Source organism: uncultured Slackia sp. (assembly GCF_934630525.1).
Classification (GTDB): domain Bacteria; phylum Actinomycetota; class Coriobacteriia; order Coriobacteriales; family Eggerthellaceae; genus Slackia.
This window is the reverse complement of the sequence record NZ_CAKTVX010000005.1, coordinates 31,208-55,399: the sequence shown is the minus strand read 5'-3', so window position 1 is coordinate 55,399 and position 24,192 is coordinate 31,208. Positions and strand designations below refer to the sequence as shown.

At 60.1% G+C, this 24,192-nt stretch carries 20 protein-coding genes; 2 read left to right on the top strand and 18 right to left on the bottom strand.

The features are described from left to right. Window positions 1-94: 94 nt before the first annotated feature. From Q0D41_RS05605 to Q0D41_RS05575, 7 genes are all read right to left on the bottom strand, one after another. Complete coding sequence (locus tag Q0D41_RS05605; protein WP_294376454.1) at window positions 95-1,573, bottom strand: cell wall metabolism sensor histidine kinase WalK; 1,479 nt, start codon at window positions 1,571-1,573, stop codon at window positions 95-97. A gap of 7 nt (window positions 1,574-1,580) precedes the next feature. Further along, window positions 1,581-2,294, bottom strand: coding sequence for a response regulator transcription factor (locus tag Q0D41_RS05600; protein WP_294376451.1), 714 nt, complete (start codon window positions 2,292-2,294; stop codon window positions 1,581-1,583). After that, window positions 2,291-2,950: a phosphate signaling complex protein PhoU gene (gene phoU, locus Q0D41_RS05595; protein ID WP_294376448.1), complete on the bottom strand. Its 660-nt coding sequence runs from the start codon at window positions 2,948-2,950 to the stop codon at window positions 2,291-2,293. The genes Q0D41_RS05600 and phoU overlap by 4 nt, the downstream gene beginning before the upstream one ends. Window positions 2,951-2,953: 3 nt before the next feature. Beyond that, window positions 2,954-3,724, bottom strand: a complete 771-nt coding sequence (gene pstB, locus Q0D41_RS05590) for a phosphate ABC transporter ATP-binding protein PstB (protein ID WP_294376445.1) — start codon at window positions 3,722-3,724, stop codon at window positions 2,954-2,956. A gap of 316 nt (window positions 3,725-4,040) precedes the next feature. Next, the gene (locus Q0D41_RS05585) at window positions 4,041-4,889 is read right to left on the bottom strand and encodes a bifunctional 5,10-methylenetetrahydrofolate dehydrogenase/5,10-methenyltetrahydrofolate cyclohydrolase (RefSeq protein WP_294376442.1); all 849 of its coding nucleotides are present in this window, start codon (window positions 4,887-4,889) and stop codon (window positions 4,041-4,043) included. Window positions 4,890-5,045: 156 nt separating this feature from the next. Continuing rightward, window positions 5,046-5,660: a cyclodeaminase/cyclohydrolase family protein gene (locus tag Q0D41_RS05580; protein WP_294376440.1), complete on the bottom strand. Its 615-nt coding sequence runs from the start codon at window positions 5,658-5,660 to the stop codon at window positions 5,046-5,048. Between the two features lie 256 nt (window positions 5,661-5,916). Then, complete coding sequence (locus tag Q0D41_RS05575; protein WP_294376437.1) at window positions 5,917-7,605, bottom strand: formate--tetrahydrofolate ligase; 1,689 nt, start codon at window positions 7,603-7,605, stop codon at window positions 5,917-5,919. 429 nt (window positions 7,606-8,034) lie between these two features. Between Q0D41_RS05575 and Q0D41_RS05570 the strand changes: the two genes are divergently transcribed. After that, on the top strand, window positions 8,035-8,724 hold the full coding sequence (locus Q0D41_RS05570; protein WP_114614702.1) for a response regulator transcription factor: 690 nt from the start codon (window positions 8,035-8,037) through the stop codon (window positions 8,722-8,724). Window positions 8,725-8,784: 60 nt separating this feature from the next. After that, on the top strand, window positions 8,785-9,822 hold the full coding sequence (locus Q0D41_RS05565; protein WP_294376433.1) for a cell wall metabolism sensor histidine kinase WalK: 1,038 nt from the start codon (window positions 8,785-8,787) through the stop codon (window positions 9,820-9,822). A gap of 269 nt (window positions 9,823-10,091) precedes the next feature. Here the strand turns inward: Q0D41_RS05565 and Q0D41_RS05560 are convergent, their stop codons facing one another. From Q0D41_RS05560 to Q0D41_RS05510, 11 genes are all read right to left on the bottom strand, one after another. Beyond that, complete coding sequence (locus tag Q0D41_RS05560; protein WP_288484991.1) at window positions 10,092-10,844, bottom strand: ABC transporter permease; 753 nt, start codon at window positions 10,842-10,844, stop codon at window positions 10,092-10,094. After that, entirely contained in the window at window positions 10,837-11,619 is a 783-nt protein-coding gene (locus Q0D41_RS05555; protein ID WP_294376425.1) for an ABC transporter ATP-binding protein, read from the bottom strand. Before Q0D41_RS05555 ends, Q0D41_RS05560 begins: the two co-directional genes overlap by 8 nt. Window positions 11,620-11,628: 9 nt before the next feature. Continuing rightward, window positions 11,629-13,134 carry an MATE family efflux transporter gene (locus Q0D41_RS05550; RefSeq protein ID WP_294376681.1) on the bottom strand — a complete coding sequence of 502 codons (1,506 nt, stop codon included), beginning with the start codon at window positions 13,132-13,134 and terminating at the stop codon, window positions 11,629-11,631. A 50-nt stretch (window positions 13,135-13,184) separates the two neighbouring features. Next, a complete protein-coding gene (locus Q0D41_RS05545) occupies window positions 13,185-13,787 on the bottom strand; it encodes a biotin--[acetyl-CoA-carboxylase] ligase (protein ID WP_294376423.1) in 603 nt (200 codons plus the stop codon). A 174-nt stretch (window positions 13,788-13,961) separates the two neighbouring features. Then, window positions 13,962-15,269, bottom strand: a complete 1,308-nt coding sequence (gene folP / locus Q0D41_RS05540) for a dihydropteroate synthase (RefSeq protein ID WP_294376421.1) — start codon at window positions 15,267-15,269, stop codon at window positions 13,962-13,964. 110 nt (window positions 15,270-15,379) lie between these two features. Continuing rightward, window positions 15,380-17,467 (bottom strand): ATP-dependent zinc metalloprotease FtsH, encoded by a 2,088-nt coding sequence (gene ftsH, locus Q0D41_RS05535; RefSeq protein ID WP_288484993.1) that lies wholly within the window; start codon window positions 17,465-17,467, stop codon window positions 15,380-15,382. 218 nt (window positions 17,468-17,685) lie between these two features. Further along, complete coding sequence (gene hpt / locus Q0D41_RS05530) at window positions 17,686-18,303, bottom strand: hypoxanthine phosphoribosyltransferase (protein WP_294376418.1); 618 nt, start codon at window positions 18,301-18,303, stop codon at window positions 17,686-17,688. Window positions 18,304-18,485: 182 nt separating this feature from the next. Continuing rightward, on the bottom strand, window positions 18,486-18,992 hold the full coding sequence (locus tag Q0D41_RS05525; protein WP_294376415.1) for a hypothetical protein: 507 nt from the start codon (window positions 18,990-18,992) through the stop codon (window positions 18,486-18,488). A gap of 129 nt (window positions 18,993-19,121) precedes the next feature. Beyond that, the gene (locus Q0D41_RS05520) at window positions 19,122-21,767 is read right to left on the bottom strand and encodes a heavy metal translocating P-type ATPase (protein WP_294376413.1); all 2,646 of its coding nucleotides are present in this window, start codon (window positions 21,765-21,767) and stop codon (window positions 19,122-19,124) included. A 160-nt stretch (window positions 21,768-21,927) separates the two neighbouring features. Beyond that, window positions 21,928-22,239 carry a metal-sensing transcriptional repressor gene (locus Q0D41_RS05515; RefSeq protein WP_294376410.1) on the bottom strand — a complete coding sequence of 104 codons (312 nt, stop codon included), beginning with the start codon at window positions 22,237-22,239 and terminating at the stop codon, window positions 21,928-21,930. 280 nt (window positions 22,240-22,519) lie between these two features. Next, window positions 22,520-24,130: an FAD-binding protein gene (locus Q0D41_RS05510; protein WP_294376409.1), complete on the bottom strand. Its 1,611-nt coding sequence runs from the start codon at window positions 24,128-24,130 to the stop codon at window positions 22,520-22,522. Window positions 24,131-24,192: the final 62 nt, after the last annotated feature.

Sequence of the window (24,192 nt, the reverse complement as noted above, 5' to 3'; positions counted from 1 at the left end):
AGCACGCTCACTCAGCCCGGCGTTTCATATCCATGGGCAAACAAAAAACCCGTTAAACGCTGCGAGCATCTAACAGGTTTTCAGGACTGACGGCTTATTTCGCCGGAAAGTGCACTTCGATTATCGTGCCTTGGGGATCATTGCCCATCACGGTGATTTTCGCGCCATGCACCTGCGCGGCGTGTTTGACGATGGCGAGGCCCAATCCGCTGCCACCCGTTTCTTTCGAGCGGCTTTCGTCGACGCGATAGAAGCGCTCGAACACGCGCTCGCGAAGCTCCGGCGGAATGCCGATACCCGTATCGCTCATGCGCACGATGGCCGATCCTTCGGCCGCTCCGATAACCGCAACCTGCGCGCGTCCGCCTTCAACGTTGTAGCGAATCGCGTTTTCGACCAGGTTGCGCACCATCTCGTTCAAAATCTGCGTGTTTCCGCGCACAACCACGGGCTCGTTGCCGCTGCGCTCAATCTCGCACGTGAGAGACACCGCATGGTCTTCCGCATAAGGACGCAAGCGCTCGCACGCATCATTCGCAAGCGATTCGAGCGAAACGCTCTGGTTCATATCGACGCCCAAATCATCGCCCGATGCGCCGCCTTTTCCCATGTCGTCGAGCTTCGAGAGCGAAATAATGTCGTCGACCATGCTGCGCATGCGCTGCGATTCGCTGTGGATGGTGTGCGCGAACGACCTTACGTCTTCGTCTTTCGCGATGCCGGCGGCGATGATTTCCGCATAACCCGAAATAACCGTAAGCGGCGTCTTGAGCTCATGCGACACGTTCGCCGTATATTGACGGCGCTCACTCGCCTGGGCCTCGAGGCGCTTATGCTGCGCATCGAGCCGCGTGAGCAAAGGGGCAAGCTCGATCGGCGCATCCGATTCAAGGGGTCGATCCAAATCGATTCGCATAAGATCGGTCGAAATGACCTGCGCCAGAAAGCGCGACCCTACGGCCGCCGCGATAAGCGCGAGCGCCACAACCACGGCGCAAGGCCCCAGCATATGCAGCATCATGCCCCACACACTCGATTGCGTGGTGGCGAAACGCAGCACATCGTCATTGTGGAGGCGAACGGAATGATAAAGCGTGACCTCTTGCAGGGTTTCTGAATAGCGGCCCGCGCTGCTTTCGCCATTGAGCTCCGCCTGAACGAATTCAGGACGACCAGCATGGCTTTCGAGGGTCGACACATCAGCCACGTCGTTGTCGAAAAGCACCGTGCCATCGCTCGCGATGAGCGTGACGCGCATGTCGCTCCCCATAAGCTCCGACTGCTCATCAAGAAAGTCGAGCAATTCATCGCCATCGAGCTGGGCGGCCTCTATGTAAGAAGCATAGCGATGGGATTCGTCGGTGATTCCCTCGGATGCGCGCGCGTCGAGCGTGGCGTATGACGCCGCGGCAAAAGCAACGACGCACACGAGCGCCACCGCCGTTGTCGCGACCATGATGGCCGCCGCCGCGTTATGGGCAAGCGAGTGGTGCGTGAAGGGACGCTTTCGCCTCGCGGACTTTTCGGTTTCAGGGGACGCTTTTTCCTCGTCGGGAACCGCGGTTACGACCATAGGCGGCCTACGCCTTCAGGCGGTAGCCAACGCCGCGCACCGTTTCGATATACGACGCCGCCTCGGGGCATGCCTCGGAAAGCTTCTTCCTCAGCGTTTGCACATGGGCGTCAACCGTGCGGGTTTCGCCCGCGATGCTGTAACCCCACACACGGTCGAGCAGCAAGTCGCGCGACACCACGATGCCGCGATTCTCCATAAGGTAGCGCAGCATCTCGAATTCCTTATGCGTGAGCTGTACCTCCGCGCCGGCCGCCGTTACCTGGTAGCGAGCAACATCCAAGCAGATGGGGCCCGCCTCGAGCGCGTCTTCGTCGGTCGCTGAGCCCGGTTCGCGCTGGCCGGCCTGAACATCGCGCTCGTGACGGCGCAGCAACGCGTTCACGCGCGAAATGAGCTCCATCATGCCGAAGGGCTTCGCCAAATAGTCGTCGGCGCCCGCATCGAGCCCGCAGACCGTATCGAATTCGGTCGACTTCGCGGTGAGCATCATGATGGGCACGTTGGCAGTGCGTGCATCGGCGCGCAGGCGCTTGAGCACCGAAATGCCGTCTTCGTCGGGAAGCATTACGTCGAGAAGGAACAAATCGGGCACCTCGCTCGCGAGCGCAATGTCCATTTCCGACGCGCGCGAAAAACCACGCGTGGCATGGCCCGTTTGCTCGAGCGTATAAAGCGCCAGATTTCGAATTTGTTCGTCATCCTCGAGGTAATAGATCATCCGAGAACCTCTCCTTTATAACGGCCAGTCAGTGCGTATTCTACCCATTCGGCGATGTTTTGGGCGTGGTCGCCCACGCGTTCAAGGTATTTTGCGAGCATAAGCGCCTCGACGAGGTTCGACGCAACCCCGCCTTCGCCCTGAATGCCACGCACCACATCGGCCTTCACACTTTCGAAGAGCGCATCGATCTGCGCATCTTCCCCAATCGTCGCACGCGCGCGTTCGGCGTCGCGGTCCACGAACGCCTCGGTAGCATCATGCAGAATAATGCAGGCCCGATCGCCCATTTCGCGCAAATGCGCCGAGAGCTCCTCATCGAGCGCCCCTTGCAGGGTGAGCGCAATTTCGGCGATGTCGGTCGCCTGGTCGCCAATGCGCTCCAAATCGCCCGCGATTTTTAGCGCCGCCGACACGCGATGCAGATCGGTCGCAACGGGCTGCTGGGTGAGCAGCAGCTTCACGCACAAGCCCTCGACCTCGCGTTCCTGGTGGTCGATGTCGTCATCGCCATCGACCACCGCATTCGCCGCTTCGGCGTCGCGGGCGGCAAGCGCCGCGATACTCGTGCGCAGGGCGTCTTCCGTCGACGACGCCATAACCAGCAGCTGGGCATCGAGCAATTGCAGTTGAGAATCCAATACCGTGCGTGCCATGGCTTAGCCGAACCTTCCCGTGATGTAGTCTTCCGTGCGCTTGTCGTTGGGGCAATCGAAAAGGGTTTTGGTGTCGTCGAATTCAACCAGGTCGCCGAGCAGGAAGAACGCGCATTTGTCGCTCACGCGCGCGGCCTGCTGCATGTTGTGGGTCACCATGACCACCGTGTAATCGCGCTTGAGCTCAATGGCGAGCTCTTCGATGCGCCCCGTGGAAATGGGGTCGAGCGCACTCGTCGCCTCGTCCATAAGCAGCACTTCAGGCTCAACCGCGAGCGCGCGGGCAATGCACAAACGCTGTTGCTGGCCGCCCGAAAGCGCGAGGGCGCTTTTCTTCAGACGGTCTTTCACCTCGTCGAAAATCGCCGCCTTGCGAAGCGCGGTTTCAACAATCTCGTCGAGCTCGGCCTTCCCCTTGATGCCATGGGTTCGCGGGCCGAACGCCACATTGTCGTATACGCTCATAGGGAACGGGTTCGCCTTTTGGAATACCATGCCAACGCGCTTGCGGAGCAGGTTGACGTCGGTTTCTTTGCTGTAGAGCTCTTGGCCGTCGAGCTTAACCGAGCCCTCGACTCGGCAACCTTCAATCGTGTCGTTCATGCGATTGAGACAGCGCAGGAAGGTCGACTTTCCGCAGCCCGACGGGCCAATGAACGCGGTAATTTGATTGCGCGGCATATTCATCGTTATACCGTGCAGCGCATGGAACGCGCCATAGTGCAAATCGAGGTCTGAAACCGCGATTTTCGTTTCGTTTGAAGCCTCGGCCACGAGCGCCCTTTCTTCCCGAATTAAAACCGAGAAGAAACTTTACGGACGGGCGGCCCATTCGACGTTAGGCGCATGCAAAATTTGTGTAAAGAAGGAAGAAGAGCAGCCGCAACGCGTGCCGCATCGCCGCGGATGGGACCGAGGGGCGTCCGCGGCGAATGCTCGGTTTCTCATACCCCTTAAAAACAGGAAACCGCAGCGAGGCGCATAGCGAGCCAAAGGCGAGCGGTAGCCGAGCGGGCATTTGCGGCGGACGCCCCTCGGCCTCATCCGCCGGCTTACCGCGCCGACAAGACATGCTAAACGCTACGAGCATTTAGCAGGTTTTTTCGGCAGCCTCCACCACGTGTTTCATGAGCATGCTCGTGGTCACGCCGCCAATGCCACGCGGGACGGGAGTGATGGCGTCGACAATCGGCTCAATCGCGTCGAAATCGGCATCGCCGCACAGGTTGCCCGCCTCGTCAACGTTAATGCCCACATCGAGCACCGTCTGGCCGGGATGGAAGAAATCGCGACCGTACGCCTTTGCGCGGCCCGTGGCAAGAATCACGACATCGCCTTTGCGCACGATAGCGGGCAGATTGCTCGTTCGCGAGTGGCACGTGGTTACCGTCGCGTGGCGATCGAGCAGAAGCACGCTCACGGGCTTGCCAACAACCAAGCTGCGCCCCACGACAACCACGCGCTTGCCTGCGATGGGAATGTCATACGCATCGAGCATTTCAATGCAGGCGGCAGCCGTGCAGGGAGCATATCCGGGACCTCGGCCCGTGAACACCGCAGCCATGGAGCCGCGGCCAATGCCGTCCACGTCTTTCGCGGGATCGAGCGCATCGCAAACGGCTTCCTCGTCGAACTGGGCCGGCAGAGGACGGAACATGAGGCAGCCGTGAATCGACGGATCGGAGTTCACCCAGGCGATTACATCCATGAGCTCTTCTTGGGATGCGTTTTCTGGAAGCGTAATGGTGCGAGCACGAATGCCCAGGCCGGCGGCGCGCTTGAGCGCTGTGCGCTCATAGGCCAAATCGTCGGGGCGCGCACCCACGCGCACAATCGCAAGACCGGGCTTCACGCCGCGTTCTTCGAGCGCAGCAATGCGCCCCTTCAATTCCTCTCGCAGCGAGTCAATAACAGGCTTTCCAAGCAGCAATTTCGCCATGACGGTTCTTTCTTCTTTTGCGGCATACGAAACGCGGAACCCTCCCTGGCGCGACTCTAAAAAACGTCCCAAGGCTCTCCAGGGGCAAGCTTCGCCAAAAAACAATGCCCGTCACTTTTCCGCGACGGGCATTGTGGGTTCATACGCTGTCCGCGATTATTTAATAGCAGCAGCTACTTTATCGTAAATCGCCTGGGCCGCATCGCACGGCTGCGTTAAAAGTTGCGCACATTCCTCGTTGAACGCGGCAGCCTGGGCCGCATCGTCCATGAGGTTCGTGTTGATATGCACATTAAGCGCCGCTGCCTGCAGGGCACCTTTCGCCAAAATCGCCGAAGCGCCCACATCGGAAAGCACAAGCTTGCTCGCATTGTTCGCGAGGAGTTCGTCGGACTCGATTACAGCCGCGCACACGCGCATGATGCGCAACGGAACCTCACACGCCCCCACAAGCGCCGCCTGCTCGGCCGCATGGCGCGCGGCCTTTTCTTCCTCGGTCGCACGCGGAAGCTTCCATGTGGCCGCGAGCTGGGAAAACGCCTCGGCGTCTTCGTCGATGAGCTCGAACAAGCGAACTCTCGCCGCATCAAGCTCCGCAACCGATGCGCGCATGTCGTCGGCGATGTCGGCGAATTTCGACTTTCCCGCCGTAATGTTTCCCACCATGGCACCGAGCGCCGCAGCGAGCGCGCCAGCATACGCCGCGCCGCCGCCACCGCCGGGCACAGCAGCATCGGAAGCCAGCGCATCGACAAATTCAGTATTCACCATAGAAGCATCCTCAATAAGCCAAAAGACCGCCCCGCGGCCCATTCTCAAACGAGTTCCAAATAAAGAAGAATGGGTCAAAGGCGCAGTCCCTTTGACCCATTAAAAACCCAGGTCGAACAAATGTCGGCAAGCCAGGGTTTGGGCGAGCGCGATTCAGGCGAAAGCGAGGCGGCGCGCAACTTCGGTACGCGAGCCGCAGCCTGGCCTCGAAGCATGCCACCAAAGCCCAATGCCGCGCCGGCATAGGCCCTGTTCGTTAGAACAGACCCGTAATTTTACCGGTTTCATCGACGTCGATATTCTCGGCCGCAGGATGCTTCGGCAAGCCGGGCATCGTCATGATGTTGCCCGTGAGCGCCACCACGAAGCCGGCGCCAGCCGACACCTTCACCTCGCGCACCGTGATGCGGAAGCCGCGCGGCGCGCCAAGCAGGGTTTGGTCGTCGCTGAAGCTGTACTGGGTCTTCGCCATGCAGACCGGGAACTCGCCAAAGCCCATGGACTCCAGGTGCTTGATTTGCTTCTTCGCGGCAGGCGTGAAGTCGACGCCGTCGGCACGATACACCTTCTTCGCAACGGCCTCGATCTTCTCGGCGATGCCGCCCTCGTCGCCATAGGCGAACTCGAACGTCTCGGCGCTGCGGCCTTCATCGTCGCCGTTTTCGCACAGGCGCACAACCTCGCGAGCCAGCTCTTCGCCGCCTTCGCCGCCCTTGGCCCACACTTCGGAAAGAGCCACGTTCACGCCGAGTTCCTTGCACTTGGCCTCGACCAAATCGAGCTCGGCCTTCGTGTCGGTCGGGAACGCGTTGATGGCGACCACGCAGGGAAGCTTGTACACCGTGGTGATGTTTTCCACGTGCTGCAGCAGGTTCGGAAGGCCCGCCTCAAGCGCCTCAAGGTTTTCTTCATTCAGCTCGGCCTTCGGCACGCCGCCGTGATTCTTGAGCGCGCGAACGGTCGCGACAATCACAACAGCATCGGGCTTCAGGTTCGCCAAGCGGCACTTGATGTCGAGGAATTTCTCGGCACCAAGGTCGGCGCCGAAACCGGCTTCCGTAATGGTGTAATCGCCCAGCGCCATGGCCATGCGCGTAGCAATGATCGAGTTGCAGCCATGGGCGATATTCGCGAAGGGGCCGCCATGGATGAATGCCGGCGTGCCTTCGAGCGTTTGCACGAGGTTCGGCTTCAACGCGTCTTTCAGGAGCGCGCACATGGCGCCTTGGGCGTTCAGCTGGCCAGCGGTGATGGGTTCATCGGCGCGCGTGTAGCCAACAACAATGCGGGCCAGACGCTCTTTGAGGTCGGAAATGCTCGTAGCCAGGCAGAAAATCGCCATGATTTCGGAAGCGACGGTAATGTCGAAACCGTCCTCGCGGGGCACGCCCGAAGCCTTGCCGCCCATGCCGCACACGATGTGGCGCAGCTGGCGATCGTTCATGTCGACTACGCGCTTCCACGTGATACGGCGCACATCGAAGCCGAGCGCGTTGCCCTGGTGAATGTGGTTGTCGATCATAGCGGCAAGCAGGTTGTTCGCAGCACCAATGGCGTGGAAGTCGCCCGTGAAGTGCAGATTGATGTCTTCCATGGGAACGACCTGGGCGTATCCGCCACCAGCCGCGCCGCCCTTAATGCCGAACACGGGGCCGAGCGACGGCTCGCGCAGCGCGACCAGGGTGTTCTTGCCAATGCGACGCATGGCGTCGGCCAAGCCGACCGTGGTGGTCGTTTTGCCTTCGCCCGCAGGCGTGGGGTTAATGGCCGTAACCAGCACGAGCTTGCCGGGAGTATGAGCCTCGTCGGTAAGCAGGTTGTAGTCGACCTTCGCCTTGTAGTTGCCGTATTGCTCGAGATACTTCTCGGGCACGCCAGCACGTTCGGCGATCACGGTGATTTTCTCGGGGGTTGCAGCTTGGGCAATTTCAATGTCAGTCAGCACGTCGGGCCCTTTCTTCCTGCGGCTTTCTCTTATCGCAACGAAGCCCATTGTAACGACGGCGGCGCAGGCAAAGTCCCGCGCCACGAACTCGGCGCAGATTCGCAGGGAAACGGCACAAGGCCGCTGTGAGCGAGCCGAAAGCTCGGGCGAAAGGAACGAGCAAAAGCGCAAAACCCAGGAGAGGTGCGACTTTCGCGCGGCAACGCGGCAACGCGACCGCGTGAAACCCCATGTTTTCGCTACAAGGCCGAAACGGCACACGCCGCAATCGCGCAAGCAACGAAATCAACTGACGCGAAACACCAACCTTACAGCGCGTCAACCGAATGGTGAACGGGCATGCTGGGGCATGCGGCGTGCTATGATTCGAGTAGCTGAACGGGCGCGATTGCGCCCACAAACAACCCCAGCACGAAAGGAGCGGCACCCATGACCGAAGAAGCCGCCTCAATCCTCGTCGTCGACGACGAGCAGTCCATTACCGACTTCGTTTCCTACTCCCTCATGAAAGAGGGATTCAAAGTTGATGTCGCCAACAACGGCGAAGACGCGCTCGAGCAGGCGACGCGCAAGCATTACGACCTGTTCGTACTCGACATTATGCTGCCCGGCATGGACGGCTATGAACTGTGCCGCCGCCTGCGCAGCCGCACCACAGCGCCCGTGCTCTTCCTTTCGGCGCGCGACACCGAGCTCGACAAGGTCGTCGGCCTCGAAATCGGCGGCGACGATTACCTGGCCAAGCCCTTCGGCGTGCGCGAGCTCATCGCCCGCGTTCGCGCCCTGCTTCGCCGTGGCACCCTTGAGGCGCCCGATAGCGGCGCGCTCGTGGCTGCCGGAATCACGCTCGACGAAGACCGCCACACGGCCGTTGGCCCCAATGGCCCCATCGATTTGACCCCGCGCGAGTTCGAACTGCTTGCCGCCCTTATGAAAGACGCCGGCAAAGTCGTGACCCGCGAAGATTTGCTGCGCGAAGCCTGGGGCTGGGAATACATCACCGAAACGAAGACGGTCGACACGCACATCAAGCGCCTGCGCGACAAAATCTCGCAAGCAGGCTTCGACCCGAGCATCATCGAGACCGTGCGCGGCTACGGCTACCGCCTGAAAGCATAGGCGCCCTTTCACGATGAATGACACATTACGCACAGCGCCGCTGACGAAAGGCGTTTCATTATGAGACGCCTTCAATCGTTTTATGCCGTTTTGGCCACTATTTTCGCCGTGGCGGCTTCGATACTCACCTTTTTCCTGGTGTGCATTTTCGGCATTCCCGATATAGGCCTGCTGCTCTGGTTCCTGTTTGCGGGCGCGACGTTCGCATTCACGCTGAGCCTCGTCATCGGTCACTACCTGGCCGAGCCCCTTACCGATTTGCACGTGCGCGCGCAGGCGATCCTTCACGGAGATGCGCGCGTCGATATTAAGCCGGAAGGCAAGCTCTACGAGGCCGACAAGCTCGCCGAAGACTTCGTTGCCCTGAGCGCAAAAACAAAAGCCCAGATGAGCGACCTTTCCGTGCAGGAAAACCGACAAACGCGCTTCATTAGCGACGTGGCCCACGAGCTGCGCACGCCGCTTACGGCCATTCGCGGCAACGCCGAAACCCTTATGGACCCCGACATGCCGCCCGCGCTGCGCGAGCGCTTCTGCCAAACCATCATCAACGAGTCGGAGCGCCTTACGCGCCTTTCGAATGACCTGCTCACCCTTCAGCATATTGAAGAAGGCACCGACCAGGTCATTATGAAGCGCGTGAATTTGCATGACGTCGCCGAACGCGTGGCCGATGCGATGAATCCGATTTTCGAGGAAAACGGCGCCGAGCTGAAAATCGAAGGCGAAGCGCCAGACGTGCTTGGCAACCCCGACCGCCTTCAGCAGGTCATTTACAACCTGGTCGCCAATGCGAGCCGCTTCGTGGGTAAGGGCGGGCACGTAACGATTCGCCTTGCGGGCTTGGCAGACAAATCGGTCATCAGCGTCATCGACGACGGCCCAGGCTTTGGCGATATCGACCCGAAACTCTTGTTCACGCGCTTCTATCGCGGCGACAACTCCCGCGCACGCAACACCGGCGGCACGGGATTGGGCCTTTCCATCGTGAAGGGCATCGTCGAAGGCCACGACGGCACCATCGAGGCGTTCAATGCAGCCGGCGGCGGAGCGTGCTTCGTCGTTTCGCTCCCCAGCGTCCACGAGCATATTCATTAGCGCGACCAAGCACCAAAGAGCTGCGCAACCAAACCCCGTAAACGAATGTGGCCCCCATCAGCAAACAAAGCCGATGGGGGCCACACGTATATGCCTCGGAAGGCTCGGAATGCGTGCGCCTAAGACCGTCGGTATTCACTTATGCTCTTTATCGCGAGTGAAACACCGCCAAGGCGGCGCATAGCGAGCGAAGCGAGCGGTAGCCGGCTGTGGTCTTGGGCGCACGCATGTCGAGCGCTCCGAAGCCAAGAACGATTGGAATCGTCCCTCTACACGCGCCTCCAACGCGTCAGGCGTCGTTCCGCGATATCGAACAGCTCATACAAAATCACGCCAAGCAGCGCCATGGCGATAATGCCCGCAAACATCTTCGGGTAGGCAAGCAACGCCCAGGCATTCACGATGAAATAGCCCAGCCCCGTAGAGCCCGCAATGCCCTCGGCGAAGAATAGAATCGCAACCGCGGTGCCGCTCGAAATGCGCAATGCCGTGAACAGCTCGGGCAATGTAGCGGGAACGATAGCGTGGCGATAGATATCGAGCCTGCTCGCGCCAAGTGAGCGCATAGAGAGAATACTCTGCTCGGGCACGCTCTTCGATGCATCGCGCACGGTTACGAGCACTTGGAAGAACACGGTAATCGCGATGAGCACGATCTTCGGCGCATCGGCCAAACCCAGCAGCACGATGAGCACGGGCAGCAGCACGACCTTCGGCAGCGGATAAAGGAAATACAAAATGGGCGCGAATATCGCATCGGCGCGCGGAGAGCGACCGCACGCGAGTCCCAAAGGAATGGCGAGCACCGTGCCGATGAGCATCGCGACCACCACGCGGTAAAGGCTCACAAGAAACGCCGGCCACAGCTCATCGAAATACTGCGCCACCATGGGAAACGCGTCAAAAGGCCCAGGCAGTACCGGATTGTGCACCGCCATGGCGGTAAGCTGCCAACCAGCAAGAATGAACACGATGGCGAACGCATAGCCCGCAATGCGGCCCAAAACAGGATGCTTACGCATGGGCCACCTCCCCTTTCGCCACAATGCCGCGCAGCATTTCGCGCAAGGTGCGGCAGCGCTCGAAGAACAAATCGGCAGCGCGCCAGTTTTCCTGCTGCATCTCGGCATTTTCCAGCACGTGCACCACGCGGCCCGGTCGCGGCGACATAACCACGATGCGCTGGCCCAAGTACACCGCTTCCTCAATGGAATGCGTCACGAGCACCTGCGCGTAGCCTTGCTCGCGCCAGCACCGCTTCAACATGTCTTGCATTTCTTCGCGCAGAAGCGCGTCGAGCGCAGAAAGAGGCTCGTCCATGAGCAGCAAATCGGCATCGCACGTAAGGGCGCGCGCCATGGCCAAACGCTGGCGCATGCCGCCTGAAAGCTCCGCGGGAAACGCGTCGGCGAAATCGGCCAAACCCACCTGCTCGAGCGCGCGCGCAACCCTCTCGGCTCGCTCGCGCTTCGGCATTTTACGAATCTGCAAGCCGAGGCCCGCATTTTCCGCAACGGTTTTCCAGGGAAGAAGGCCGAAATCTTGCAGAATCAGAGCCGTGTTCAAACGCGGCCCCGCAACGCGCGCGCCATCAACGAACGCGGCACCCTGCGTAGGCATGCGCAAGCCCGCCGCAATGAGCAGGCTCGTCGATTTTCCGCAGCCAGAAGGCCCCAGAATCGCCACAGCCTCACCTGGAACCACGTCAATATCCATATTCTGAAGCGCGCACGTTTCACCGCGCGCACCTTCGTACACCTGCGACACCCCTTGCAGGCGAAGTTTCGGCTCCCCCATGAATATCCCCTATTCTTGCTGCTGAGCGCCTTGTTCGTTTGCGACGGGCTGAGCCGCCGACTTCGATTCGGCGATACGCTTGTTCAGACGATGCAGCTCAACGAGCACGAATGCGCCCACGGTGAAAATCGCCAAGAAGTCGGAGCACGGCACGGCCATATACACCGCGTCGAGGCCATCGAACATCGGCAGAATGCCCGGCAGCACCTCAGGCAAAATGAGCGTGAGCGGCACAAGGAACAGAATCTGGCGCGTCATGGACAGAATAATGCTCTTCGTGGGCTGGCCGGTGGCCTGGAAGTAATTCGAACCGACGATTTGGAATCCGATGATGGGCAGGAAAATAAGGTTCACGCGCAACGCGAACGCCGACAGGTCGACGAGCGCTGCGTCGGTAATGCCAAAGAATCCGATGATCTGCGCAGCGAACACCATGATGAGCACCCACAGCACCGTGCCGATGATCGTGGCGCCCAGCATGCCCACGGCAAGCGTCTTTTTCACGCGATGCCATAGCTTCGCGCCGTAGTTGAAGCCCAAAAGCGGCTGCACGGCGATCGACATGCCGATAAGCGGCAGAATGGTAAACATGGCCACGCGGCCGACCACGCCGACGGCGGCGAGCGCATTGTCGGCGCCGATGGGGCTCATGGCGCCATATTTCACGAGCGCGTAGTTGGTGACGACCTGCGATACAGCGGCTCCAATCTGCAGCACGAACGAAGCCGTGCCCAGCGCAAGAATCTTGCGCACAAGCGCACCATTCATCGCAAGATACTTGCGGCGCAGGCGCAGCGGCACGCCAGGAGTCTTCGTGAAGTACCACACCACGGTAATGCAGCTGACGCATTGGCCGCACACGGTCGCCCACGCGCTGCCGACGACGCCCAGGCCCATGCCCATGACGAAAATCGCGTTGAAAATGGTGCAGCCCACCGCGCCGATGAGCATCGTGAGAAACGCCCTGTTGGGCGCGCCGCAGGTACGAATGAAGTTATTGATGCCCATGCCAACGATTTGGAAGACGCAGCCCAGGCTGATGATCTGGATGAAGTCGCGAGCATAGGGGCGCACCGTATCGGTGGCCGAAGAAAGCGAGAGCAGCGGCTCGATGCATGCGGGAATGTGAGCGAGCACCGCGAGCAGAATGGATACCAGCACGCCGAGCGTGAACGTATTGCCCAAAACGTGCTCGGCCTCGCTGTGTTTGCCTTCGCCCAAACGAAGCGCGCACAACGCGTTGCCGCCTGCGCCGATGAGCATAGAAATCGCCATGAACACCGTCATGATCGGCGTTGCCACGCTGACGGCAGAAAGGCCGATTTCGCCTGCGCCATGACCGAGGAATACCGAGTCGATAATATTGTACGCGCCGTTCACGAGCATGCCCAAAATCGCGGGCACCGCGAATTCGACTACGAGGGCCGGAATATTGCCCGAGCCCATGCGCGTGACGCGCTCGTTTTCCTTCTCGTCAGCCGCTTGGGGCTTGCCCCCGCGCGCTTCGCCCATCATCTTTTCTTCAGTCATACACGCCCTTCTTGCGATTATTCGTTCGTTTTATTTTAGATATGCTCGCACTCGATGGCAGAAAGCTCCAGGTCGATAGCACCAAGCAAGCCCTGCATCACGGCGTCGAGGTATTGCACGCGCAAAAGCGGGTTCGAAAGCGCATTTGCGAACGGCAAAGAACGCGACTCCTCCGTGCCCAAGTCGCAAACATACGCGGCGACGTTGCGGCCGTCGGTCACGATGGGCTCCTTCGGATGGAACACGTTCAAACCAACGCCGAGCACCACTTTGCCGTCTTTCGCGTCAAGCGACATGCCGCACAGTTTGCCCGCTTCACACATCACGTCGTTGGCAGGCTTAACCCATACCTCATTTTCGGTCACGCCCGCAATGCTGCGCACGATGCGCGCCACAGCCTCGGCGAGGCGGGGGCTCATCGAAGGGAATTCTTCCTCGGGAATGCGAGGTTCAAGCAGCACCGAGAAATACAGCCCGCCTTCAGGGCTCACCCACGGACGCGTTTTCCATTGACCGCGGCCCGATTCCTGGCGCAGCGCGCGCACCGCGACGCCCGAATGCGCGCCATGATTGGCAAGATCCCACACGTCATCGTTGGTCGAGCCAGTCACATCTTTATAAATGATATCGAAGTTCATGAAGTTCCTTACATCGTCGAGCGCACCATCGTCCGCGTGGACAAAATCGCGCATTATTCAGCGGAAAAGTCTTCGAAGTGTAGCAAGCTGGCATGGGGTTCGCGTGAACCTCACGCCCAAAGGCAACCTGCGAAAGAAATACCGATGAATGAGCGCTTTGCACAGGTCGCAAGCTTATAGCTTGGTTGCCTTTCCGTACACCGCGCCTTCGGCGACGACGGGCGTGCCGTCGGCGAGCACATGGTTCGGCAAAAGCTCGAGCAGCGGCTTCACCACGAAATCACGCTCGCACACGCGCGGGTGCGGCAGCGTGAGCTCATCGGTTTGCCCCACGTACATCTGGTAATCGACGATGTCCAAATCGAGCGTGCGGGGGCCGTTTTCGATTTCGCGCGTGCGGCCCAGGCTGTTCTCGATTGCGTGCAAATACTTCAAAAGTTCCTTCGGCGGCACGCCCGTGCGCGCAAGCACCACGGCGTTCACGAAGGTATCCTGGTCTTCGTAGTACGCAGGCTCGCTTTCGTAGTAGCTCGAGATGTCGATGATTTGCGTATCGGGAATGGAGCACAGGCCCGTGATGGCCTGTTCCAGGTTCGCGATTTTTCCCTCGGTTTCCTCGCCGGGGTTCGCCACGAGGGCCACATTGGAGCCAAGGCCCAAAATCACATAAGGACGCAGGTTTTTGAGCGCCTTCATGGTTTCGGGTACGTTATGGGCGCGCACTACCGAAGCGCCCAGCTCGCATGCCATTAGGGCCTCTTGCGCCGACGCCTCGTCGCGCTGCGCAGGCTCGCTTATGCCATACGCGGAGCCGATGTAGCTTTTGCGCGAAACGGCGACCATCGTGGGATAGCCCAAGCGGTTGAACTCGTGGAAGTTGCGCATGAGCTCCATGGTCTGGCTCGCGGTTTTGCCGAAGCCAGGGCCGGGATCGACGCAGATGCGCTCGCGCGCAACGCCGGCTGCTTCGAGCATGGCGGCCTGGCTGCCCAGGTATTCTTTGACCTCAGCCACGACATCGTCGTAATGCGGATTGTCCTGCATGGTGGCGGGCTCGCCGAGCATATGCATGACAACAAGGCCCGCATCGCAGTTTTTGGCGACTTCGACCATGGCGGGGTCGCGGAAACCCGTTACGTCGTTGATAATCGCCGCGCCAGCTTCTACGCACGCGCGAGCAACTTCGGCATGGCGCGTATCGATGCTCACGCACAAGCCCAAATCGGCCAGCTGGCGCACTACATCGAGCACGCGCGCGAGCTCCTCTTCGACGGACACTTCCGCCGAACCCGGGCGCGTCGACTCGCCGCCCACGTCGATAATCTGAGCGCCTTCGTCGACCATTTGGCGCGCATACGCCACTGCTTCAGCAAAACCGTTGTGCTGGCCACCGTCAGAGAACGAATCGGGCGTCACGTTCAAAATGCCCATAACGACGGGGCGCGTGGAGTCGAATTCGAACTTCGCGCATTTCCACATCATGCTCGGTTTCTTCCTTTCTTATATACGCACAAACGCGTCCCCTCGCCCGAAAGCGAGGGGACGCGCCCCTTGGTTGTGTCATGCGCCGCAATCCCCCTTGCGGCAAAAGCCTACTGCTGCGAAGAATCGCCCTGCGGCTCAGCTGCCTGCTGCGGCGAAGCGAGCTGCGGCTCCTCCTGCTTGCCGACAGGCTCCACGAGCGTGAAGCCCTCGTCGGGAGGAATTTCGCCAGCGGCTTCCTTCTTCGAGAACTCGGCCCACGTGTTGTTGAGCAAAGCTTCGCACGCCGCGCCGTCGACCGTCTCGCGATCGAGCAGCACTTCGGCCATCGTGTGCATTTGGTCGGCACGCTGCGAGAGAATTTCGTAGGCGGTATCGTGCGCCTGCTTCATGAGGCGCGCGACTTCCTCGTCGATTCGCTGAGCGGTTTCAGGCGAGTAATCCTGGGTGTTGCCATAATCGCGGCCCAGGAAGACTTCGTGGTTCGGCTGGCCGAACGTCTGCTGGCCCAGCGCGTCGGACATGCCGTAGTTCACGACCATCTGGCGGGCCATCTTCGTGGCGCGCTCCAGGTCGTTGCTCGCGCCGGTCGTGATGTCGCCGCAGAAGATTTCCTCGGCAACGCGACCGCCCAAGAACACGGCGAGTTCGTCGTACATCTCGTTTCGGCTCACGAGGAATTTATCCTCGTCAGGAATCGACATGGTGTAGCCCAGCGCGCGGCCGCGCGGCACGATGGTGATCTTATGCACCGGGTCGGCGTTTGGCAGCAAGTGGCCAACCAGGGCATGGCCCGATTCGTGGAACGCAATGGTGCGACGAGTTTTCTCGTTCATCACGCGGTTCTTGCGCTCGGGACCGGCCATCAGGCGTTCCATGGATTCGTTGACCTCGGCCATGGAGATGTGCGACTTGTTGCGGCGAGCGGTGAGCAGCGCGGCTTCGTTCATGAGGTTCATGAGGTCGGCGCCGGTCATGCCGCTCGTGAGCTTCGCGATGCGCGGCAGGTCGACATCGGGACCGATGGGCTTGTTCTTCGCGTGCACCGCAAGAATCTTCTCGCGGCCGCGAACGTCGGGCGCGTCAACCACGATTTGGCGGTCGAAACGGCCCGGACGAAGCAGAGCCGGGTCCAAAACGTCAACACGGTTCGTCGCGGCGATGAGCACCACGGCCTCATTCTTCTCGAAGCCGTCCATCTCGACGAGCAGCTGGTTCAAGGTTTGCTCGCGCTCGTCGTGGCCGCCGCCCAAACCAGCGCCACGCTGGCGGCCAACGGCGTCGATCTCGTCGATGAAGATGATCGAGGGAGCCGATTCCTTGGCATGCTTGAACAGGTCGCGCACGCGGCTTGCGCCAACGCCCACGAACATTTCGACGAATTCAGAACCCGAAATGCTGAAGAACGGCACCTGGGCCTCGCCCGCGACGGCGCGCGCAAGCAGCGTTTTGCCCGTGCCCGGAGGGCCTACGAGCAGGCAGCCGCGCGGAATTTTCGCGCCGAGGTCTTGGTACTTCTTCGGGTTCACGAGGAAGTCTTTGATTTCCTGAAGCTCCTCGACCGCCTCGTCTTCGCCAGCAACGTCGTCGAAGCGCACATCGGGGTGCTCTTGGGTGTATTCCTTCGCCTTCGCCTTGCCAAACGACATTTGCGAATTGTTCGCCTTGTTCATTTGGGCGAAGAAGAAGACCATAAGACCGATGAGGAGCAGCGTGGGCAGCAGGCTCATAAGGAAGTCGCCCATGCCGTCGGGCAGTTTCACCTGATACTCAACATCGGGATGACTCTTCAGAAGCTGCATGAGCGAGTCTTGGCCCACGTAAGTAGACGTGTACTTGCGCGGGGTGCCAACGCTCTTCGCATCGAGGTTGGTGGTGTCAACCGTGGGAGCATCGGTGCCAAGCACGCCTTGGACCTGGGCATTCAGCGCACCAATGGCGTTGTTGTACGCATCGGACGCGGTGGAGCCGGCGGTTGCGGCCGGATAATAGGTGCCCGTGACGGTATAGCTGCCGGCATCGTAGACCACGTTTTGCACGCGATCCTGCTCAACGGCCTGTACGAATTCCGAGGTGATGAGCGTGTCGGTTTCGGCGCCATTCATCATCGTCATCATTTGGCTGCCGATGAACATCGCCACGACGAAGAACAGAATGGCCGAAATAATGCTCACGCGCTGCGGCGGGCGAGACATCATTTGCTTGGCGTCTTTCGGGTCGATGTTGAACATAGAAGAGCCGCGCTGGCCCTGGAACTGTTGGCCTTGGGGGTCGTGGCCCTGCTGCGGCGCATTGCCGTAAGGGTTTTGCTGCTGGCCCTGCTGCTGCGGCGCCTGCGGCTGTTGCGGCTGGCTTTCGGGAGCCGCCGGCGCAGGCTGCTGCGTTTGGTTGTCGTTTTGCTGGTGTGTTTCGCTCATTATTTTCCTTGGTACACTTCCGGCTTCAGAATGCCGATGTAAGGCAAGTTGCGATAACGCTCGGCGTAGTCGAGGCCGTATCCCACGATGAAAGCGTCGGGGCACTCAAAGCCTACATACTTGCAGTCGATTTCGGCCTGCTCGGGGTTTTGCTTCTTCAAAAGCGCCGCAACGGTGATCGATGCGGGATTGCGAGACTCAAGCACGCGAAGCAGGTACTTCAGCGTGAGGCCCGAATCGAGAATGTCTTCCGCGATAATCACGTGGCGGCCTTCGATGTTCGACGTGAGGTCTTTCAGAATGCGCACGACGCCGGAGCTCTTCGTGCCCGTTCCGTAAGAAGACACGGCCATATAGTCCATCTCGAAAGGAAGGTCGATCTGACGCGCGAGGTCGGACATATAAATGGCAGCGCCGCGAAGCACGCTCACCATAAGAATCGCGGGGTCGCCGTGCGGCGTTTCCGCGAATGCCACGTCGCGATAGTCTTCAGTAATCTGCTGGCCGATTTGCGCCACTCGCTCGTGAATCGCTTGTTCGCTATAGAGAATTTCTTCGACGTCGGCGTCACCAAACGTGACGCTTGAGCATGCAGCGGTTGAAGCCATTTCGGCCATGACACCCTCTCTTTCGGTTGAGACCTGAAAGTGCAGTTTAGCATCCATAAACAAAGCGCCAGCAACGATAGCGTAACGGCGCACTGAAAAACACGATATCACAACGTCGCAAGCGACAAAAAGGCCCGCCGCGCTGAACGGCGAGCCTTTGAGCGTCCCTTGCGAAACACGCGCCAAATAATTTAGTAGTACGAGTAGTACGAAGGTCCGTAGGTAAACGCAGAGCATGCGGCCACGCTGAACAAAACGAGGACCAGCACCCACACGGCGAACGTCGCCAAAAAGCCGATGAGCGAGAATTTGACCGCATCGGATTTCGCCTGGGGGAAATTGCTCTGGTTCGTGAGCCACGCGAGCAGAATAGCGATAGGGCCAAGGAAGAAGCCGCACGCAGCCCAGCCGAATTTCATGCCGCCCGTAAGATAGAGCAGCGGCATGCCCGGCATGTTCTGCGGAACGGCCTGGGGTTGCTGAGGCTGCTGGGCGGGCGCGCCGTAGAACGGAGCCTGGCCGGAAGGCTGCTTCTGAGAGGCGTTCGCATAAGGGTTGCCCGAAGGGGGAACCTGGCCTGCGGCCTGGGGCGGGGTCGGCATGCCCTGCAGCGGCGGAACGGTTGCAGGCTGGGCGGGCGCAGCGGGTTTTTCGGGAGCGGCGCCTTCGGCCTGCTTGGTGTTCTCGAATTCGGTCATGGGATCCTCGATTCGTAAGAAGGTATGTTTGACTTCATTATACGCACGAACCCACACGCTACCCCGCAAACGCGCATTTGAAACGAACTCTTGGCCGCGCAGTTACGGAACCGTTGAATTAATGGGCCATTATGCCATGTGGGCTTCGTAGCCCGCGTCGACCACGGCGTCGACGAGCTGGGCGTCGGCAACGTCTTCGACGAGCTGCACGGTGGCCTTCTTGCCATCAAGGTCGACGTCGACGCTCGCCACGCCCGCGACGCCTTCGAGCGCCTTCTTCACGTGAGCTACGCAATGCTGGCACATCATGCCTTCAACATGCAGAGTCTTTTCCATGGACGGTTCCTTTCTTTCGAGGGTATTTTGAATGCCTTCCGGCAATCTGTACGCAATTTCGCGAACGACGATTTCGTCTTCAGGAAGGGAGCGACGCGATGCCTCTTCCTGCACATGATTGGAAAAACGGGGCTTCCATGTGCGCAAACGCAACGCATTGCTCACCACGCACACCGAGCTTAGGCTCATGGCCGCGGCCGCGATCATGGGATTGAGCGTAAGGCCCGCCCACGAGAATGCGCCCGCCGCAACGGGAATGCAAATCGCGTTGTAGATAAGTGCCCAGAACAGGTTCTGCTTAATGGTGCGCATGGTCGCGCGCGAGAGCTGAATGGCCGCGGGCACATCGAGCAAGTCGCTCTTCATGAGCACCATGTCGGCCGACTCAATGGCGATGTCGGCACCTGCGCCAATGGCAATGCCAACATCCGCGCGAGCGAGCGCCGGCGCGTCGTTAATGCCATCGCCGACCATCGCTACGGCGCCCTCGCTCGATAGGCGCGCAACCTCGCGCTCTTTGCCTTCGGGCAAAACGCCGGCAACGACCTCGTCCACCCCGCACACGCGCTGAATGGCCCGCGCCGTGCGCTCATTGTCGCCCGTGAGCATAACCGTGCGCACGCCCATATCGTGAAACTCCGACACGGCGGCGGCGCTCGTGGGCTTCATGGTATCGGCAACCGCGATAACGCCCACCACGCCAGCACCCACCGCCAAGAACAGCGGGGTTTTGCCCTCGTCGGCCAAACGTTCGGCTTCGTGCTCGAATTCGCCCAAGTACACGCCATGCTGCCGCATGAGCTGGGCATTTCCCATTACGCACACCGCTCCGTCGTACACGCCCGCAACGCCTCCGCCGGGAATTTGGCGGAATTCGCTCGCCTCGGCGACGCGAAGGGCCATACTTTCCGCACGCGAAACAATCGCGCGGCCAAGCGGATGCTCCGATTTTTTCTCGAGGGCCGCCGCGACGCGGAGCAGCTCATTCGCTTCCACGCCCGTGGCGCACAGCATGTCGGTGACTTCCGGCGAGCCTTTGGTGATAGTGCCCGTTTTGTCGAGCACTACGGTTTTCACATCATGGGCAGTTTGGAGCGCTTCGGCCGTTTTCGCCAAAATGCCGGCACGCGCGCCACGGCCCGTACCCACCATAATGGCACACGGCGTTGCCAGGCCGAGCGCGCACGGGCAGCTAATCACGAGCACCGAAACCGCATGGGTGAGCGAGGTTGACACATCGCCCGACGCGAGCATCCACACGACGAACGTCACGAGCGCAATGCCGATGACCGCGGGCACGAAAATACCGCTGATTTTATCGGCAAGCTTCTCGATGGGAGCTTTGGTCGAAGTCGCCTCGTCGACCATGCGAATGATGCCCGCAAGCGCCGTGTCGTCGCCCACGCGATCGACGCGCATGGCGAACCATCCCGTTTTCGAAATGGTCGCGCCAATCACGCCATCGCCCGGCTGCTTTTCCACGGGAACGCTTTCGCCCGTAAGCGCCGATTCGTCCACCGCGGCCGAGCCCTCGACGACCGTGCCGTCGAGCGGCACCGCCTGGCCCGCGCGCACCACGAGCACGTCTCCGACCTGCACCTGCTCAAGAGGCACTTCAACCTCAGCTTCGCCCTCGCGCCGCGTTGCGACTTTAGGGGAAAGATCGAGAAGAGACGAAATCGCGTCGGTCGTTTTGCCCTTCGCGCGCGCCTCGAAGTATTTGCCCAGCGTGATGAGCGTCAAAATCATGCCGGCCGATTCGAAATACAAATCCATCACGGCCATATGCGCCGCATCGATGTCGCCCGCGCCCATTCCGATGCCAATGCGGTAAATGGCCGCGATGCCATACACGGTCGATGCCGTTGCGCCAAGCGCAATGAGCGAGTCCATGTTGGGGGCGCCATGCACGAGGCTTTTGAAACCGCCGCTGAAATACTTGAAGTTCACCGCGATAACGGGAATGAGCAGCAAGAACTGCGTGAATGCGAACGTGATCATGCTCTCGTGGCCCAAAAAGCACGCGGGAAGCGGCCAGCTGAACATATGGCCCATAGAAAGATAGAGCAGCGGAATGGCGAACACGAACGACACGATCAGGCGATGGCGCATGGCCGCCTCGGCTTCGGCCGCCTTCTTGTTTGCGGACTCTCGCGCGGCCTTTGCCGCAGAAACGCCGCCCTGTGCAACAGATTGCGCGCCCTCGCCCGCCGCGGCACGCGGCTCAGCGCCGTAGCCCGCCTTGTCAACGGCGGCGCTAATGGCTGCATTCACCTGGGCAACCGCATCTGGCGAATCGTCGGTATAGGCAACCTCCATGCTATTTTTCAACAGGTTCACGGCGACTTCGGCCACGCCATCGACCGATGCCGTGGCTTTCTCGACGCGCGCCTTGCATGCGGCGCATGTCATTCCCGTTATATCGAACGTCTGCTTCATATTTGCTCCCGGCCAGCACGCCCTCGCGGACATCCCGCCTTTCAGAACCCGCCTACCCTCAGTCACGGCCACAAGGCCGCTCCTCTCGGGCGGGCGGAGTCTTCAGGGCAATCTGTACCACGAGGCCGCGCTTAGTTTTTCATCAGTTGGCTCTTTGCGGCTACATGAATTTCTTGATGAGTCGCATGGCCTCATCGACCACCTCAACGTTGCCGGCACGCACCTGCTCGACCACGCATGTTTCCATGTGGTCTTGCAAAACGATTTCGGCAATACGATGCACGGCCGATTCCGCCGCCACGAGCTGCACGAGCACATCTCCGCAGTAGCGATTGTCGGCAATCATGTCTTTCACGCCATTGAGCTGGCCAATCGCACGATTCAAGCGCTTGGTCAAATCGCGTTGCAGTTCATCGGCGCGCTCGGTTTCCTTATGCCGGCACGCACAGCACTGTTTCATCTCTTCGGCCATGGCGGCTCCATTCCTTAAAAGGCACGAATGTAGGAAGAAGAGGGCCTCGCTCCCCGTCCTGCATTGCACGATACGCATTATATACCCCCATGGGGTATATACAAGCAAAAAGTTACCCTCGGTTTCGATTCCTTTTTGAGCCATTGCCAACTTAAACCGACGCCCCCCAAACAAGAAAAGCCCCGTCCGGACAACGCCGAACGGGGCCTGGATTGCTTTTGCACGCGACCGTATGGGAGGGGTGCCGCATGAAAAGCGATGCGAATTGTTCAAGCAGCGATTACTTGGAGCCGAGCATCTTGCCAACAACATAACCCTGGGTATGGCAACGGCCGAGAGAAAGGCCGGGCAAGTCCATGGGATAGTCGGGGCTGCCGAAGAAGTTGCCGGCGCAGTTGCCGATGGAGTACAGGCCCTCGATGGGGTTGCCGTCCTTGTCGAGCACCTGCATCTCGCCATTGACGTTCACGCCATGAACGATGGTGGACAGGCGAATGTGGCGATGGATGCCATAGAAGGGGGCCTGCTTGATAGGCTTCAGCCACTTGGCGGGCTTGCCCATGTCCTCGTCAACGCCAGCATCGACGAGTTCGTTATAGCGAGCAACCGTCTTCACAAACGCGTCCACATCGGTGAGGCCAAGCTTCTTGCCGAGTTCCTCGATGGTGTCGGCCTTGAAAGTCGCGGCCAAATCGGGATACACGCCCGTCTTCTCGCCCGGCTCTTCAGGCATGTAAGCCTTAATTGCCTCGGGATCATAGAGCTTGCCCGGCCAGTCGGCGCAGTCGGTCATGTAGTTCGAGTCAAACACCTGCGTGTAATAGCCGTTGTCTTCCTCGCTCGTAAGGAAGTTGCCGTTATAGGCCATGGCGCTGCGCGCCTCATTGCAGAAACGGGTGCCGTCATTTTTCACGGTCAGGAACGGCATGTCGGCCATGGAACCCGGGCCAGCATCGAAGTCGTGCTGAACCTTGGATCCGCACACGCTTTCCATGCGGCCGCCCGCCCATACCATCATCTTCTGGCCATCGCCAGTCTTGTTGGTCTCTTTGCGATCGAGGTGCGCCATATCAGGATTGTAGTAGGCCATCATCTCGTCGTCGTTGGTGTAGTCGCCCGTTGCGACAACGACGCCGTTTTTCGCATTGAATTGCACGTAGTCGCTGCCATCTTTGCAGATGACGCCCACGACTTTATCGCCGTCTTTCACGAGCTGCTCTGCGGGGCAGGAATAGAAAATCTCCAGGCCGTCTTTTCCGTTGTAGTAATCGCACAGATCGCGCATGCCGTTGCCGGTGTTGTAGGGCTTCGGACCAAAATCAAATGCGAAGTAGGAAACAGGCTGTTCGTCAATAACCGAGATATTGCTCGTCCATTTCTTGGTGGTGTCGACGACTTGGCAGCCAGCTTCGGTTGCCTTGTCCCACAACCAATGCAGGGCTTCGCCAGAATTGTTCGCCCACAGCTCGAGCTGATCGCGGTGCGAACGCCATGCGCACTGTTCGGTGAGCCACGACATCACAGCCGCCTTGCCAGCAGCGCTCGTGGAAGCCTCGAGCGAGTCGCACGTATTGCCCTGAGAAACCGCCTGGCTCTCTTTCTGAATGAGCGCAACCTTCGCGCCCGCGTCGGCGGCGGCCAGCGCGCATGGCACGCCTGCGGCACCTGCGCCAATTACGACCACGTCGAATTCCTTCGTTTCTTTGACGTCTTTGATGGCTTCGGGGGCCTGGAAGAAGCTCGGCAAACCGTCGGCATCTTTAGAAGCGGTGGTCGAAGCGCCCTTCGACGACCCGCCCGACGGAGCACAGCCCGCGAGCATGCCTGCACCGGCCGCCCCAACGGCTGCGATGCCGCCGAATTTAAACAAATCGCGACGTGAAAGTTCCATGATATCCCTCCTGTTGTTTCTCGTTGGCGGCCCGCTCTCACTCGGACAGACCACCGCCGTTC

Excerpts from the sequence above, each read along its gene's own strand:
- Q0D41_RS05605 (WP_294376454.1), bottom strand. The coding sequence starts at position 1,573 with ATGGTCGTAACCGCGGTTCCCGACGAGGAAAAAGCGTCCCCTGAAACC.
- Q0D41_RS05600 (WP_294376451.1), bottom strand. The coding sequence starts at position 2,294 with ATGATCTATTACCTCGAGGATGACGAACAAATTCGAAATCTGGCGCTT.
- phoU (WP_294376448.1), bottom strand. The coding sequence starts at position 2,950 with ATGGCACGCACGGTATTGGATTCTCAACTGCAATTGCTCGATGCCCAG.
- Q0D41_RS05585 (WP_294376442.1), bottom strand. The coding sequence starts at position 4,889 with ATGGCGAAATTGCTGCTTGGAAAGCCTGTTATTGACTCGCTGCGAGAG.
- Q0D41_RS05580 (WP_294376440.1), bottom strand. The coding sequence starts at position 5,660 with ATGGTGAATACTGAATTTGTCGATGCGCTGGCTTCCGATGCTGCTGTG.
- Q0D41_RS05570 (WP_114614702.1), top strand. The coding sequence starts at position 8,035 with ATGACCGAAGAAGCCGCCTCAATCCTCGTCGTCGACGACGAGCAGTCC.
- Q0D41_RS05565 (WP_294376433.1), top strand. The coding sequence starts at position 8,785 with ATGAGACGCCTTCAATCGTTTTATGCCGTTTTGGCCACTATTTTCGCC.
- Q0D41_RS05560 (WP_288484991.1), bottom strand. The coding sequence starts at position 10,844 with ATGCGTAAGCATCCTGTTTTGGGCCGCATTGCGGGCTATGCGTTCGCC.
- Q0D41_RS05555 (WP_294376425.1), bottom strand. The coding sequence starts at position 11,619 with ATGGGGGAGCCGAAACTTCGCCTGCAAGGGGTGTCGCAGGTGTACGAA.
- Q0D41_RS05550 (WP_294376681.1), bottom strand. The coding sequence starts at position 13,134 with ATGATGGGCGAAGCGCGCGGGGGCAAGCCCCAAGCGGCTGACGAGAAG.
- Q0D41_RS05545 (WP_294376423.1), bottom strand. The coding sequence starts at position 13,787 with ATGAACTTCGATATCATTTATAAAGATGTGACTGGCTCGACCAACGAT.
- folP (WP_294376421.1), bottom strand. The coding sequence starts at position 15,269 with ATGATGTGGAAATGCGCGAAGTTCGAATTCGACTCCACGCGCCCCGTC.
- ftsH (WP_288484993.1), bottom strand. The coding sequence starts at position 17,467 with ATGATGTCTCGCCCGCCGCAGCGCGTGAGCATTATTTCGGCCATTCTG.
- hpt (WP_294376418.1), bottom strand. The coding sequence starts at position 18,303 with ATGGCCGAAATGGCTTCAACCGCTGCATGCTCAAGCGTCACGTTTGGT.
- Q0D41_RS05525 (WP_294376415.1), bottom strand. The coding sequence starts at position 18,992 with ATGACCGAATTCGAGAACACCAAGCAGGCCGAAGGCGCCGCTCCCGAA.
- Q0D41_RS05520 (WP_294376413.1), bottom strand. The coding sequence starts at position 21,767 with ATGAAGCAGACGTTCGATATAACGGGAATGACATGCGCCGCATGCAAG.
- Q0D41_RS05515 (WP_294376410.1), bottom strand. The coding sequence starts at position 22,239 with ATGGCCGAAGAGATGAAACAGTGCTGTGCGTGCCGGCATAAGGAAACC.
- Q0D41_RS05510 (WP_294376409.1), bottom strand. The coding sequence starts at position 24,130 with ATGGAACTTTCACGTCGCGATTTGTTTAAATTCGGCGGCATCGCAGCC.